This window comes from Arthrobacter sp. TB 26 (genome assembly GCF_000427315.1).
GTDB lineage: Bacteria > Actinomycetota > Actinomycetes > Actinomycetales > Micrococcaceae > Arthrobacter.
The window spans coordinates 37619-52077 of record NZ_AUPJ01000308.1; the positions used below are offsets into that span (position 1 = coordinate 37619).

Sequence of the window (14459 nt, forward strand, 5' to 3'; positions counted from 1 at the left end):
GGTGCCTGCGCGCAACCGCGCCGGCACCCGCAAGCAGAGCGAACCCGAAAGGACCATCAATGAACACCGGCCCCACAACCGCACGGACAACAGTGACAGTGCCCGGAAACGGCCGCTTCCAAGCCACCGCCGAAGCCCTGGAAATGATAGCCGTGTTCGGTGGCACCCTGCACTGCTACCAAGGCCCGGGCGGCTGCCGCGTCCAAGGACTCTACTTCTCCCGGACACGGCCAAAAAAGTACATCGCCTGCACCCTCGAGTCCCCTGCAGAGACGCCCGGGACGGTGACTATCTCCGTCAGCCACGAACTGGCCCACCGGCTCGATGGAGCAGTCCTGGACTTCGGCAACTACAACCGCATGCAACGCTTCGTCTGGACCGCACTCCCGGCGGTCAAAGGCCCCCAATGCACCTGCCTGCGGTCCACGGGAAAAGCCGCCGGCAAACGCTCACCCTGCCTGGACGACATCGGTGTGGGCATAACCAACCTCTGACCGGGTGCGCTGCATGGACCCCACCGTGTCGCAGAGCCTTGGAAGCGGAACACCCAAAGGCACGTCCCTGCCCACTTCAGAAATCCCCGCACCTGTGCATGGGGAACCAGCTGAACCGCCAAACCGAGCTGTGAAGAAACCGTCATTCCGAACCAACAGTCACAGCGATCCTCGACACTTCTGACGTGTCCTGAAAACCCGCCCGACCGTCTCAGTAATCGATCGTTTTCGAGACGAACGGAAACCCGGTTGGGCCCATCATGCGACACTTGACTACCCGCCTCATGGAGATGCAGACCCACAACGGCGCCATCGGCCAGCGGGCTTGGACTAATGAGGACTGGCCACACAGGGGGCCATGTACGCCTACTCCCAGGCCACTGTCCGCTTCGCCGAAGGACTCTGGGCCAGTGTGCCCCTCATTCCTCAAGGTGACATCGATTACCACGGTGAGCGTTTCACCCGTCTTCCGGTCGAAGGCTAAACGAACGTCACCACGATCATCGGCGAGACCTTCGACGAGGGGTCCTGGTGAGCTCGGCACGGGGCCGAGTCGACGGCGGCAGTTCGCCTGCACCGAGCATTCTGACACCGTGGTGGCCCACTCCCCCGCCACCCAGCGATGAGGTCAATCGCTGCGACCGCAACCAGTAGCTGACCTGGCAGCGGCAGCAGGAAGTCCTTGACGCGCAGCGGGACGACCTCGCCTCAAGGATCCGTGACGCGGCCACGGCATCGGCCGCCATCCAGATGTTCGATGTGCCCCCTAGGTGAGGGCGCCACCCTCAGCTAACTCAGAGACAGTTCCGAGGTCACCTTCGTCAAAGCCGTAGACGCAGGCCGTAACACCATCGCCAGCGAGAATGACCCGACGACTGGGTCAACCCCTGCACATGCTCCAATCTTTCCAGGCCCCGGCCCAACGCTGCGAGGAACGCATCGAGGCCCCCGAGTTGCCCGTGGAGCGCGGGGTCGACATCGACATCAACGTCGCCATCAGCAAGGCGGCCGCACGCCTGGGTTAATTAGGGACGCTCCTTGCCGCGGCGCCACTGCGCCGCTTCGCCGATAGCATGGGGCGTGCCCACTGGCGCCGGCGGGCGGGAGCCCCTATAGGCGCTAGCTTGGGCACCTACGTTTGGATCAATCGGACTTCATGCCATAAGCCATGCCATAAGCCACATAGGACTATCTACTGCATGTCGAGTCGTCCGTCAGGCCATGCGGCCAATGGTTGTACCTGCCTGATGCCGGGCTGGACCCCCAACCGGACGACAAGCATGTGCACTGGCAGGGTACACCACGTGCGTTCCTACTGTTCGTTCAATGGCTTGCGTTGCTTTGCTCCACGCGTTAGACCAAATGGGTGCTAACGCTTTAACTGCAGTTGAACGGACAGCTTGAGAAACCACATTTTGTCCTTTAGGACAACTAGCAGAGAGACTGGCAGGAAGTACAGCTTGAGTGCCCATACGGCTCCATGCGCGACCTGAAGCAGGGCGCCAAGCATCAGGTCCAACGGTGAGTACGGCGTCTCGTTCAATGACCCGCCAGACAGGACGCACAGTGAGGCTTCTCATGCGTGTCACTGCCATCAATCACGCGGTATTGCACATAGCCTTAAAGGCAGGAAAACCAGCCACCCACCACGTAGGAGAGTCACCGGCCGATGGCACGATCGCTGCAAGTCCCAGTTACCCCGATAACCCACGAAACACGGGCAATTGACCGGGTCGTTTCCCTGGCGAACGGCAAAGGGGGAGTGGGGAAGACCACGACTGCAGCCAACGTTGGCGGGTACGTCGCGCTGGCCGGCTCCCGCGTCCTGATGGTGGACCTGGACCCACAGGGTGACCTGGCTCGGGACCTCGGCTATGAACGTCAGGGCGGCCGGGAACTGTTCCAGGCACTCATCACCGGGACCGCGCCGATGATCCTCCGGAACGTCCGCGAGAACCTTGATGTCATCCCCGGCGGGCAGGACCTTGAGGACATCCAGGGCATCATGCTTTCCCGCTCCAGCCGCTCTGATGCCGGTGACTTCGGCGACATGCTTTACGCCGTTCTGGCGCCGCTGGCGGACGACTACGACCTGATCCTGATCGACACCCCGCCGGGGGAGCGGATCCTCGTGGAGGGTGCCTTCGCGATCTCCAGTGCGGTCGTCATACCCACCCGCTCCGACGACGCGAGTATCGACGGTGTGGAGCGCATCGCACGCCGCTTCATGGCCGTCCGGGACCGGAACCCGAACCTGCAGCTGGCCGGCATCGTCCTCTTCGGTGTCGGACCGCGTTCCCTTCGCCTGGAACGCAGCGTCCGTGACACCCTGGAGGAGATGCTGGGTACCGTCGCACCGGTCTTCGAGACTCGGATCCGGAACCTGGAGAGCGCCAGCGCCGACGCCCGCCGCAAGGGCCTGCTGTTCCATGAGCTGGAGGGCGCAGTCACTGACGCCCAGAAGAAGCGCCTGAAGGCACTGCGGGCGGGGGAGAAGCCTGCTGACGGGTTCTTCTCGCGCAACGCCGGGGGACTGGCTGAAGAATACGAGCAGCTGACCGGGGAGATCCTGGCCCGATTGAACGAGATCGAGAGCGGGAACCAGGCATGAGCGGTCGCCAGAGCCTTGCCGGGGCGTTCGCGCCCGTCGCACCCGCCCGCGGGGTAGCACTGCAGGGGCTGCTGCCTCCGAAGCGGGGGAGGGGCACCCAAGCGCCGGAAGCAACAACCCCCGCCGAGTCCGTGAAGACCCCCATCCGGGAGCTGAATCAGGCACCGCCCGCCGCCGCACCCGGGCCCGAGGGGATGCAGCCGCCTACAGTCGAGCTGGCTCCCCCTGAAGTGGGGGAGCGGGGTGAGCCGGAGCCGACGTCAGAGCCCGCCGTAGCCCCAAAGGCCGCACCGCGGCAGCCAGCAGCCAAGAAGGCCGCTGCAGTACAGAAACCAGCACCAGTAGAGAAGGCATCCGAGACGGTGCCCGGCGCGCTGCGCAACGTCGGCGTATACCTGCCGCCGCAGCTGCTGGCGGACGTCAAGGATGCGGTCTACCGGGGCCGGACCACATATGCCGACCTCCTCATTGATGCCTTTGAGACTCTGACCAACGAGCAGATCGCGGGGGAGTTCACTGCTGATGTAGAGCTGACCAGCTCAGGCATGCCCCGGCGCGCACCCCGAAAGAAGGGAGAGGCAGGCATCCAGATACAGTTGCGACTCGACGGGCTGCAGGTTGCCTGGCTGGATGGGAAGGTCACCGAGCTCGACGCCCCGTCACGGAGCGCCCTCGTCTCGGCCGTCTTCAGACTCCACACCCAAGCGGGTCCAGCAGCGAGGGAGTGAGGCTAAACGCCCGAGTGTGACTTCCGGCCACACTTCCCATAGTCCTTATGGCATGCCTTATGGCATGAAACTGTGCGCTGCAGGAATCGGTCCTGTGGTGGGGGAGTGGCTGCCGAAGGGCAGACCTTCGGCGTTAGCCCTACCCGGCTCTGCTGAACGCGATGTCCGCCAGGGCCCAGTCATCGGGCGGGCCCTCGAAGGCTTCCCATGGGTAATCCTCCCCGGGGGAGAGGAGCTCCGCGACGGTGTTGACGTTGCTGGCAAGCCATTCGCGCCAGATGATCCGCTCGATCCGGTAACGCTGCAGCTGCGCGGCGACGGCTTCGAGAACCCCAAGGTGTTCGGCGAGATGTTTCAGCGACGTCGTTGCCACCACAGACCAGGACTTGCCGGCGTTCCGTGTCACCAGGTTCCAGGCGGCGAGTATCTCCAGGGCTTCGTTGACCGCTGAGCGGGAGAGCCGGGTGACCCGGACGAGGTCGGTGATCGGCAGTGCGGGGGAGTGCTCCAAGGCTTCGTAGACGAACGCGGCCGGCAGGCCCAATTCCCGGAATGCCGGGCGCAGCGCGTGGATTTTTCCTTTCTGCCAGGACGCGTCCACGGCCGCGGGCTTCAGCTCTTCGGGGACTGTGAGCATGTACAGATCGCCCTTGGTCCCGCGGGCTTCTTCAACCAGGGTGATGAGGGGATCTTTCTCCGCCCGAAGCGCCTTCAAGTGCAAAGCCACGGTCGTGTGGTCGAGTCCGGTGGCGACGGCGATGGACCGGACACCGAATTCAATAAACCGGGATGCTGTCATGTGGGCCGCCTCCCCCAGTGACCTCAGCACCATCCTTCGTGCCATCCCTATCCTGGACTCCGTATAGTTCACCTCCCTGATTCGAAGCGCATTCCGCCAGGTCCGGATGGACCGATGCTCTGCATCGGGATTCGAGTTTTGGTTCAAGCCCTTTAGTGCTGGGGGCTGTGTATTTGGCCGGCTTGTGGGGGATCTGCGGACATTGTTATTCCTTTCCCCGGTTGACGAGTTTTTTCTCAGGTAGGCGACAGCGTTGATCCAGTCACGACGCAGAGCCGGGACGCGGTGGCGGGAGGCATAACGGGCATAGAAGGAGGCGAGCCCTGGCCAGGTCCCTTGCATCATCCGGCGTTCGACGTCCACGAGCTGGAGGCCGGCGGCCGCGGCCCCGGTGACAATCGCCTGGCGGGCATCCGAATCGGAGGCGTACCGGTTCGAGTCGTAGAGCCCGGTCTGCGCCATCAACTGAATGACCCTCGACATCCGCCCCGCCGGATGCGTGATCGCCGGCGTATCCTCGGCCACGGGAGTGAAGGTCGTCTCGAGCCGCAGCGCCCGGACCGCGTTGATCTCCCCCGCCAGGTCAGCGTTCATGGCCGCCCAGATGCCGGCGGAGTTGGGCCGGCGGGCGACGTCGTAGGCCATGGACAGGCTCATTGCGAGTTCCTGGTGGCCGCCGCGCTTGTGCGGGGACCCGGGTGTGCGCATGCAGCCGTGGAGAAGGTTCTGATGCGGGGTCTTGTCCAGGGTCCGGTAGCGGGTGCCCAGCGCCTCGACAAGATCACGCGCTTCAGTGAAGGTGACCCGCTGCTCCAGCGGGATGTAGACGTGGCGGCCGCCGTTGGGGGAGTAGTCCTCAATCCAGCGGGCACCGACAGAATGCAGCCAGGTCTGAACGGCCCGGACGTCAGCCAGAACCCAGTCAACACCGGCTACCGAGGAGTCGAAGTCAAGGAATATCGCGGCGCACGTTCCGTCTTTTCCGAAGATCCGGACCGCCGCAGGGAATGTGGGCAGCGCCTCATTGAGAGCCCGCTCGTACTTCTGCGGGTAGGTCTTTCCGGCGTCCCTGGAGAGCCGAACACGCGGCTGACCTGCGAGGATAGGCGCCAAAGCGGCCCACGCGTCAGCGGGCGAGTATGCCGAGTAAGAGTTGCGCGACACGCCAACGGCAGATATAGCTGGCGGCGCACATGATTGTCCATGTACGATGAGTTTGTTCCTGTTCAGGGAATAGCAAAGGGCCGATCCTGCCGGATCGGTTTCATAGCAAGACTGAAGGACCTGAGAAGGTCCATCTAAGATTTACGAACTGTCTCGCCGGCAAGCAAATCCAGTTCGTGAATCAAAAGCTTCGAAGGCCCGCCTAGTGCGGGCCTTCAACTTTTTAAGAGGCTAATGCGATGGGGAGCTCCTGCTGGTACTCGTGCTGATCAAGTGCCGCCAGGTCAGACCGCAGCTGTGGTTCCACTGCCGACAGGACGTACTCAGATACGGTTAGGCCTTTGGCTGCTGCGACCTTGGCAATGCCGTCAGCGGTGCATTCCGGGCTTCGGAAGCCAATAAATTTGCGCAGGCCCTTGCTGGGGCGCCCGCCGCCTCGATTAACTGCTACTGCCGTCATGTGCTTAGTCCTTTGAATCTCGTACCGGAGCCGTAGAGCCGGTAGTGCTTCATCGTTCGTTGGTGCTGCAGCTGCATCCGGATATAAACGAATCCTTCATGCGGCTGTCTTGAAGCTACCACCACGGAATTACAAGTTCCGGTATTTGTTTTCAGAAAACGGGCGCGTGTCGCGTTTTCTGCAAACGATTGAGTTCGGTGCCGGGCCGCGACATTGGAGCTACGCCGCGTGCTGGCCAAGTGCAGCCAGCCGGCCCCGGCCTGCCATTGCTCCAATATCTCACAAAATAAGAAAAATTGATATTTGGCACTAATCGATTAAATCCTGCTCAGCGCTTCCAGGCCCGTCGAACGATGGCTTCGACGTCGGCAGCATCGGCATATGCGCGGCCGCCGGCGTTCCGTGCGCCACGGAACAGGTTCCTGGTTGCCAGGAGTGAGCGGAAGTACTGGCCGCGGCGGTCGATTCGTCGGGCCTGGACGCCAAGGAATCTTGCGGTTTCCCGTCGGTTCATCCCGGCGGCGATGCAGATTTTCACTGCTTCGAAAATGACCCGGTATGCGGCTTCGTTTTCATTGTTGACTTCGGCGAGGATGCGTTTGACGGCCTGTTGGGCATCTTGCGGCGTGGGGTTCATGAGGCAGCCTTTCTAGTCGATGGAGAGGGCTGAGCCGAGCTCAGTCTGTGCAGCGCGGTTTTTCCGGGCGTAGGCGAAGAGTGCCAGGCCGATCACTACGAAGGCCGTGGAGATATAGGAAACGATCATGAAGAGGTAGGTGGCGTCGCCGGTCGCGCTCAGCTCGACCGGATAGGTGAAGGCGCGTACCAGTGACAGCGCAAAGCCGGCAGCGATCAGTCCGGACGCGATCCGGCCGACTCTCAGTGGATTCTTACGGGAGTCCTTGAAGGCGGGCTTGATGAGGGGGAAGACGATGTAGGCGACGTAGGCCAGCACGAGCCATGTATTCAGCCGAACGCTCGGCTGCGCAGCGTAGTCCAGCAGCTGCGGTGACGGGTTTGGGGCTTTGGTCGCCAGGAGGGTGCCCAACAGCCCGGTGGCGACGATACCGAGCATGGCCGCTCCCGGCGCCCCGACAGTCCACCGGCGGGCGAACGGTGAGCCGTAGGCAGTGCTGAGGTGGCCGCCCAGGAATGCGACGGCGACGAGGGCGAAGTATTTGGAGATCAGGTCGGTGCCGTTGGTGAGCGGCACGAGTGCTTCCACGCCCATGTAGACCGGTGGGAGGAGCAGGAGGTAGGCGAGAGTCAGGAAGATGCCCGACAGGGCGATGCCGCTGGCTTTCCCCTGCAGTGCGTGCTGGTGTCCCAGCACGGGAGTGTTGATGCGTTTGAATGTCAGGCTTCCCAGAAGAATGAGCATCAAACTTACCGGGACGACGGTGAGCGGGTTCATCCCAGGAGTTCCGTCATTTTCTCCGCGTATTCGCGGGCTTCCTTCCGCTGCTTCACCCGCCGCTGCAGTAGATGGATCCGGGCAGAAATGGCCTCGACCAAAACATCGTCGGAAACTTCCAGCAGCTCATCTTCGCGAGCCCTGATCTGCCAGCCGCCTTCGGCCGGCGTGATCAATTCCGTCACCACAAGTCCGGTCGCGAACGAGCCTCCACCTGCTCGTGAGGCTGCAATCGCCAAAGACGGGTTCAGCTTGTTTTCGGTGAGCTGGGTGGCGATGTAGGTAAGCGCCATGCCTGTTTCCTGGGACATTTGCTGGCGAATGTCCCCCGGGTCGATGGAGTCGATCCAAGTCCGGACTGAGCCGTCATGCGGGAAGGGGATGAGGTCGATCCCCGTGCGGAGCTCACGGGGATAGTGCTTCTTGGACGTGCGGAACTGTAGTTCGGCCATGAGGTCGGCGTGATGGACCTGGCTCAAGATCTCGGCGGAGGACGGTTCTATGGGCCGGGTCTTGATGACCTGGTACGGACTAAAGACGCTGAGCGCGTCGATGACGTTCATTCCGGTGGCCCTGGCGATGGCAATCACCGTGGACTCTGCAACGTTTCCGCGCCTGAGCTGGTTGTTTAGAGTGCCCCGATTTATACCGGTCAACGCACTCAGCGCAGTCGGGGAGGAGCTGAGGGATCGCCCTTCCAACCACTCCCGAAATTCGGCGGCTGAGACAGGCACGGACACTCCTTAGACAAAGGGCATGAGCAAAGCGCGGACGGTCAATACCTGCTAGGATTGGACCAATACTTAAACAAGTGTTGATATTTCAAAACTTGTATTAATCCATCGTAGCTTCTGGGATCGAGTTTAGCCGGGGCCCGCCTACGATCCATGACCGCAAGGCAGTACAGCACACAAGCGCAGGGGGAAGCGTGAAGCCGTCCAAGATGCTCAGCACCGGAGCCGCCGTAGCGGTACCCGTGGTGCTGACCGGCCTGGTCTTCTCCATGCTGCTGTTGCTGGCCCCCGCCAAACCGGCCGCGGCCGACTGCGGGCCGGCGGTTTCCGTCGTCATCGACGGCACCACCAAGGTTGAGGGATATACCCAGGAACAGCTGAGGAATGCCGCAGCGATCATGGGCGCCGGGAAGGCACAGGACTTGTCGGTCAACGGGCAGATGATCAGCGTGATGGTGGCTCTGGGGGAGTCGGGGTTGCGGGTGCTGGATACCGGCGACGGCGCCGGCCCCGACTCACGCGGGCTGTTTCAGCAGCGCGACAACGGCGCGTGGGGCTCCTACGCGGACCGCATGGACCCCACTAGGAGCGCGACGAACTTCATCAGGGCTCTGCAGGGCGTGGCCGGCTGGGAGCTGTTGGAACCGACGATTGCCGGTAACAAGGTCCAGCGCAACGCCGATCCGTATCACTACCAGAAGTACTGGCCGGAGGCCGTCAAAGTCGTTCAGGCGCTCTCGAACTCGAAGTTCTCCCTGCAAGGCAGCGACTGCGCCATCCCCGGACAATCTGGCGCGGGGGATGACTACCCGTGGAAGAACTCCCCGACCTGGCTGCAGGTCGGTGCAAACACAGCCAGCACGTCACCGCTGGGCATGTACTACCGCGAGTGCGTGGACTTCGCCCTGTGGCGGGTGAACCAGCAGATGGGGTCAACCAGCGCACCGTTCAAGTCCCTCAACGGCACCTTCCGCCCGGACGGGCAACAGCTGGGTTCCGCGGTGACGTGGAAGGCCGGCTGGGACGCCAAGGGCTGGGCTGCCGGCAGCACACCCCGGGTCGGTGCCGTTGTTTGGTACGCGCCCGGAGCCGGGGGAGCGGACCCGAACTTCGGCCACGTCGCGGTGGTCAAGGAAGTCAAAGACAACGGGACCTACGTCGAAGAGGGCTACAACGGCAACCCGGCCCCGGCAGACCACACCTACTACACCCGGACAGTTGCCAACTCTGTCCCCTCAGCTTTCCTGTACCTGCCCACCCAAGAGGAGAAGAAGTGAAAAAGCCCCTGACCCTGCTCGCCGTGGCACTGCTCTGCGTTTCCTGCGCACAGGCGGCAGACACCACGGCAGCACCGACGGCATCAACCGGCCAGCCCACAGCATCCGCACCGGTCTCACTGAGCGCCAACAGCGGACCCCAGGCACCGGGGGGCACTGTTCCCGCCACGATCGGCATCACCTGGGATCAGGCCAGCAAGGACGAGGCCGTGGACGTCGCAGAGAACGCCATGACGGACTTCGCCCGCCCAGCCATGGAGGAAAAGCAGTGGGCCAATGACCTCGCCCGCCGGCTGACTCCGCAGGCGACCGCTGACTACTCGGCAGTTGACCCGGCCAACATCCCGGCCAGCCGCGTCACCGGCCCCGCCACGTTGAGCGTCGATGAAGCCAACGGCTTCGGCGTCATGGCAGCGGTCCCCACCAACGCCGGGACCTACACGGTGCAGCTGCTCCGCACCGGCAAGGACGCCCCGTGGAAGGTCAACCGACTCACCCCGCCCTCGTCCTAACCGCCGCCCCTCCATCCCACACGCAAGGAAGAAGCTCATGGGTAGTACACCAACCGAAGTCATGGCCTTTCCCAACATCCGGGCCATCGTCCGCGACAACGGAACCGCCGAGGTCATCGTCGCGGGCAACTCGCGCATCGTTCCTGCCGGAGACTCCGTGCAGGAACTGCGCAACAACGCTCTGGCCCTCATCGTGGGCGAAGCGCAGACCCTCCAGCGCCCTGTCCGGGTCCGCATCGAGGACCCCGAAGGCCACGGCGAACTCATCGTCCACCCGGACAACAAGATCGAATCCGTCTCTTACGAGCCGACTCCGGCCCGCCGGCGGGCAGAAGCCCCCGAAACCACACCCAAGGCAGTCGTCCCGGCGATCATTGAGACCGTCCCCGCACCCGCACCCGCACCCGCATCGGAGCCTGTGGCCACTCCGGCAGAATCCGCGCCAGCTCCTGCCCCTGCAGCACCCGTGGACGCCCAGCCATGGCCACCCGCCCCCGTCGCAGCCGATACCGTCCCGGGGCCGGCGACCCCGGAACCGCAGACGGCCGTCGTTGCCGGGGAAGCTGCGCCAACCCGGCGCAGCCTGAAGGAAACCTCGTTCCTGGTCAGCGCCCCGGTGCTGGAACCGGCCACCCAGGGCTGGCGCGGAACCCTCACGCGCCTGGGACTCCGGATGGACCCCTCCGAGGAAGAACTCTCGGAGCGGGAGGATATCCGCACGGTTAGCCAGCACTGGCCCGGCCCCCGGACCATTGCGGTAGTGAATCGCAAGGGCGGGGCCAACAAGACCCCCACCGTGGTCATGCTCTCGGCCATCCTTGCCCGCTACAGCGGCGCGGCCACGGTCGCGTGGGATAACAACGAGTCCCAGGGCACCCTCGGGTGGCGCACCGAAAAGGGCGCCCACGACCGCAGCGTCCTGGATCTGATCGATGCCTCCACCGAATTGCTCTCCCCGTCAACGAACGCGGCGGAAATCGCCAAGTTCGTCCATCACCAGACCGCCGACAAGTTCGACGTCCTGCGCTCGGATGAAAACGAAGAAGGCGACCACGAAGTCACCGCCGAGGAAGTCGACATCGCCCACCAGGTCCTCACCCGCTACTACCGGCTCGTGGTCATGGACTCGGGCAACACCGCCCGCGCCGCGAACTGGCGGCGGATGATCGACCACACCAACCAGCTCGTCGTCCCCGTCACCGCCATCGAGGACCGCGCCGAAGCCGCACGGCTGACCCTGCAGACCCTGGAATCCCGCGGCGGCCACGACGCGGAACTGGCCCGAAACGCCGTCGTCATCGTCTCCGAATCCACCGATGCCAAACGCAGCATGAGCGGCGAGGCCCTGAAAAGGGCCAAGGACGAGGCCCAGCGCATCGCTGACGGCTTCGCACCCTTCGTCCGCGCGGTCGTCCGGATTCCTTACGACCCTGCCCTGGTCAACGGACCTATCCGCTACGAAGCCCTCCAGCCGGCAACACAGCGGGCCTGGCTGGCAGCCGCAGCCGCCGTTGCCGCCGGCTTCTAGACCACCCACAAACGGACTTCGAGAGGAGGACCCATGCAACAGTCCCTGAACCCCTGGATCACCCGCCCGGCCACCGCCGACGGCGCGGAGATGCCAACGCCGGAGGCGCACGTGCCGCCGGCGGCCGTGATCAGTGCGCCCCTACGCGGAATGGTCGAACCCGACGCCGCAGACAGGCTGGGCCTCCGCACCGTCTCCGGCTCTGCAGCGCTGTGGATCACGGGTGCCCATGGAGGATCCGGTGAAAGCCGCACCGCTGACCTGATCGACGGGGCACGGGTCACCGGTCACTGCTGGCCCGTTCTCCAGGACGGCCGAACACCTCGGGTGCTGCTGGTCTGCCGCGCAGACATGCGCGGCCTGACAGCTGCACAAAGCGCCCTGACGCAGTGGGCATCCGGCGCGGCACCCGCGGTTGATCTACTCGGCCTCGCCATTCTGGCGGACGCACCGACGAAGACTCCCAAAGCACTTCGGGACTTCGCCGCCATCGTCGGCGGGGGAGCCCCACGGCTCTGGACCCTGCCCTGGGTCGAAGCCTGGCGACACGGAGACTCCACCACCCCGCCGCCGGCCCGCGAATACCAACGCTTCATCACTGACTTTGCCGTCCTGGCTAGCGACACCACACCCAGCACCACCCACTGAAAGGTCTCACCATGAACTCCTCCTCCGCACTTGCAGCAAGCGTCATCCCCAACCCCACCCCGGTTGTCCCGGAACAGGCAGGTGGCCTGCTCACGATCCTGAACTGGGCCTCCGGCATCGGCCTGGTCCTCGGCGTCCTGGGCGTCATCATCGTCGGCATCGGCATGGTCATCCAGCTCCAGCGCGGCGAGGGAGCCCAAGCCATCGGCAAGCTCGGCTGGGTCCTGATGGGCTGCATCATCATCACCGGCGCCGCCGGCATCGTCCGCGCCTTCGTCTAAACCAGCACCAACAAAACGGGAGGTTCACCATGAACCAGTCAACAGAGAGCACCACCGAAGGCAATCCGTTCACCAAACCCGGTTTCATCATTGCTGCCGCGCTGGTGGTCGCGCTGATAGCAGCAGCCGTCGTCATCTTCATACTCCCCAAAGGACAGGACACCGCCCAGCCGGCACCGGCTCCGGCGAAATCCAGCAGCTCGGGTACAGCCAGTTCCAGCGCTTCGGCGACAGCAGAAAAGAGTATCTGTGGCCTGCCCTCCTCGTCGGAGTCATCGCTGGGAGCGGCCCCCAAGACGAAGTGGGAACTCGTCGGAACAATGGCCGCACCAACCGACCCGAAAATAGGCCCGGGAAAAACGGACGATCAGGGCATTCGATCGTGCTTCGCTCACACACCAACAGGGGCGCTGTACGCGGCTGTCAACCTGTGGGCGTTAGGCATCGATCCCTCCAAAGAACGAGCTATCGCAGAGCAGCTTGCAGCCAAAGGACCCGGCCGTGACGCAGCGATGAAGACGCCTGCGACTGCGGTGCCTGCCTCGGCCGTGAAGATCCAGATAGCGGGATTCAACGTCTCATACACGGCAAATCAGGCCGTTGTGGAACTGGCATTCAAGGCGGATACCGGAGCGCTTGCTTCAGTGCGGACGACTCTGCTGTGGCAGGACGGGGATTGGAAGGGCGTCGTTGCCGACAACGGCGCACCCTTGGAAGTACCGCGGCAGGTCCGTGACCTCTCGGGGTTCATCCCCTGGAGTGGAGCATGAGGCCTACCTGGAACCCGGCAGGGGACTGGCTTTCAGCGCTTGCTGATGACGCCATGGGAAATATGGCGAAGGCCATCATGGAGGGCATGAGCCAGATGGTGACGACACTGTCTACCTTTTGGGTGTCGATGCCCACGGTGAACCTGGCCAGCGCAGACGGTGCAACGCCGAGTCCCATCGTCTCCATGGTGAACAGCGAATTGATGGTCTGGACTCTGACGCTGGCTGTCCTCGCGGTCATTCTCGGTGGCATCCGAATGATCTGGGAACAACGCGGAGCACCACTGAAGGATCTGCTCCGGTCCCTCATCACGCTGGCCCTGGTATCGGGCCTTGGCCTGGGGGTCATCTCCATTCTGGTGATCGCCGCGGATGCTTTCTCGGCGGAGATCATCAAGCGATCCACGGACGGTAAGGGCTTTGCCGAGGCGATGAGCCTCCTGGTCGTGTCCGGCCAGACAGGGGTTGGCGTGTTCATCCTCATCGTTCTGGGACTGATCGGTCTGATTGCCTCCCTTGTCCAGGTCGTCTTGATGGTGGTCCGGAGCGGCATGTTGGTGATCCTGGCGGGCATCTTGCCGACCACCGCGGCTTTCACCAACACCGAGATGGGGAGGCAGTGGTTCCAGAAAGCAGTTGGCTGGACTATCGCGTTCATCCTCTACAAACCTGCGGCAGCCATCGTGTACTCGGTCGCATTCCTCCTCATGGGTAACAACAGTGGGAAGGATTCATTGATCACTTCCATCACGGGCTTCACGTTGATGATCGTCGCGCTGTTCGCTTTGCCGGCGCTGATGCGCTTCGTGACGCCGATGGTCGGGGCCGTCGCCTCCGGCGGGGGAGCAGGGGCTGGAGCTGCCGTTGGTGCCATGGCAACAGGCGCCGTATCCATGGGCCGCAGCGGGAGCGGAAAGGGCAATGCCGCCCCGACACCGGCAAGTACACAAAGCAACCAGTCAGGCGCATCGCCGAAGGGCAGCAATGGAACACCTGGCCCGAAGGGAAATGGCGGCCAGCCGACGCCCGGGGCTACCGG

Annotated in this window: 17 protein-coding genes; 12 read left to right on the top strand and 5 right to left on the bottom strand. The window is 63.6% G+C overall.

Going from position 1 to position 14459, the window contains the following annotated elements; genetic code table 11:
* Positions 1 to 59: 59 nt before the first annotated feature.
* From K789_RS0111345 to K789_RS0111370, 5 genes are all read left to right on the top strand, one after another.
* Entirely contained in the window at positions 60 to 494 is a 435-nt protein-coding gene (locus K789_RS0111345) for a hypothetical protein (RefSeq protein ID WP_024366869.1), read from the top strand.
* Positions 495 to 852: 358 nt separating this feature from the next.
* Entirely contained in the window at positions 853 to 978 is a 126-nt protein-coding gene (locus K789_RS26455; RefSeq protein WP_272943965.1) for a hypothetical protein, read from the top strand.
* A gap of 409 nt (positions 979 to 1387) precedes the next feature.
* Positions 1388 to 1519, top strand: coding sequence for a hypothetical protein (locus K789_RS26460; protein ID WP_272943966.1), 132 nt, complete (start codon positions 1388 to 1390; stop codon positions 1517 to 1519).
* Positions 1520 to 2163: 644 nt separating this feature from the next.
* A complete protein-coding gene (locus K789_RS0111365; protein WP_024366870.1) occupies positions 2164 to 3105 on the top strand; it encodes a ParA family protein in 942 nt (313 codons plus the stop codon).
* Positions 3102 to 3833, top strand: coding sequence for a hypothetical protein (locus K789_RS0111370; protein ID WP_024366871.1), 732 nt, complete (start codon positions 3102 to 3104; stop codon positions 3831 to 3833). The genes K789_RS0111365 and K789_RS0111370 overlap by 4 nt, the downstream gene beginning before the upstream one ends.
* 139 nt (positions 3834 to 3972) lie before the next feature.
* Here K789_RS0111370 and K789_RS0111375 read toward each other — a convergent pair whose 3' ends face one another.
* From K789_RS0111375 to K789_RS0111390, 5 genes are all read right to left on the bottom strand, one after another.
* On the bottom strand, positions 3973 to 5796 hold the full coding sequence (locus K789_RS0111375; protein ID WP_029704906.1) for a helix-turn-helix domain-containing protein: 1824 nt from the start codon (positions 5794 to 5796) through the stop codon (positions 3973 to 3975).
* A 223-nt stretch (positions 5797 to 6019) separates the two neighbouring features.
* Positions 6020 to 6256, bottom strand: a complete 237-nt coding sequence (locus K789_RS24595) for a hypothetical protein (RefSeq protein ID WP_084507465.1) — start codon at positions 6254 to 6256, stop codon at positions 6020 to 6022.
* 328 nt (positions 6257 to 6584) lie between these two features.
* Complete coding sequence (locus K789_RS0111380) at positions 6585 to 6893, bottom strand: hypothetical protein (protein WP_024366873.1); 309 nt, start codon at positions 6891 to 6893, stop codon at positions 6585 to 6587.
* A 12-nt stretch (positions 6894 to 6905) separates the two neighbouring features.
* The gene (locus K789_RS0111385) at positions 6906 to 7670 is read right to left on the bottom strand and encodes a hypothetical protein (RefSeq protein ID WP_024366874.1); all 765 of its coding nucleotides are present in this window, start codon (positions 7668 to 7670) and stop codon (positions 6906 to 6908) included.
* A complete protein-coding gene (locus K789_RS0111390; RefSeq protein WP_024366875.1) occupies positions 7667 to 8260 on the bottom strand; it encodes a hypothetical protein in 594 nt (197 codons plus the stop codon). The genes K789_RS0111385 and K789_RS0111390 overlap by 4 nt, the downstream gene beginning before the upstream one ends.
* A 353-nt stretch (positions 8261 to 8613) precedes the next feature.
* On the opposite strand from K789_RS0111390, the gene K789_RS0111395 reads away from it, so the two are divergent.
* The 7 genes from K789_RS0111395 to K789_RS22920 all read left to right on the top strand — a co-directional run.
* Positions 8614 to 9681, top strand: a complete 1068-nt coding sequence (locus K789_RS0111395; RefSeq protein WP_029704908.1) for a CHAP domain-containing protein — start codon at positions 8614 to 8616, stop codon at positions 9679 to 9681.
* Complete coding sequence (locus K789_RS0111400) at positions 9678 to 10193, top strand: hypothetical protein (protein WP_024366877.1); 516 nt, start codon at positions 9678 to 9680, stop codon at positions 10191 to 10193. The genes K789_RS0111395 and K789_RS0111400 overlap by 4 nt, the downstream gene beginning before the upstream one ends.
* A gap of 37 nt (positions 10194 to 10230) precedes the next feature.
* Complete coding sequence (locus tag K789_RS0111405) at positions 10231 to 11721, top strand: chromosome partitioning protein ParA (protein WP_024366878.1); 1491 nt, start codon at positions 10231 to 10233, stop codon at positions 11719 to 11721.
* 33 nt (positions 11722 to 11754) lie between these two features.
* Positions 11755 to 12369, top strand: coding sequence for a DUF6668 family protein (locus tag K789_RS0111410; RefSeq protein WP_024366879.1), 615 nt, complete (start codon positions 11755 to 11757; stop codon positions 12367 to 12369).
* 11 nt (positions 12370 to 12380) lie between these two features.
* Positions 12381 to 12650 (top strand): integral membrane protein, encoded by a 270-nt coding sequence (locus tag K789_RS0111415; protein ID WP_024366880.1) that lies wholly within the window; start codon positions 12381 to 12383, stop codon positions 12648 to 12650.
* Between the two features lie 29 nt (positions 12651 to 12679).
* Complete coding sequence (locus K789_RS0111420) at positions 12680 to 13420, top strand: hypothetical protein (protein ID WP_024366881.1); 741 nt, start codon at positions 12680 to 12682, stop codon at positions 13418 to 13420.
* Positions 13417 to 14459: hypothetical protein (locus K789_RS22920; RefSeq protein WP_024366882.1), on the top strand; the 1043-nt coding region annotated here is incomplete at its 3' end. The genes K789_RS0111420 and K789_RS22920, both read left to right, overlap by 4 nt.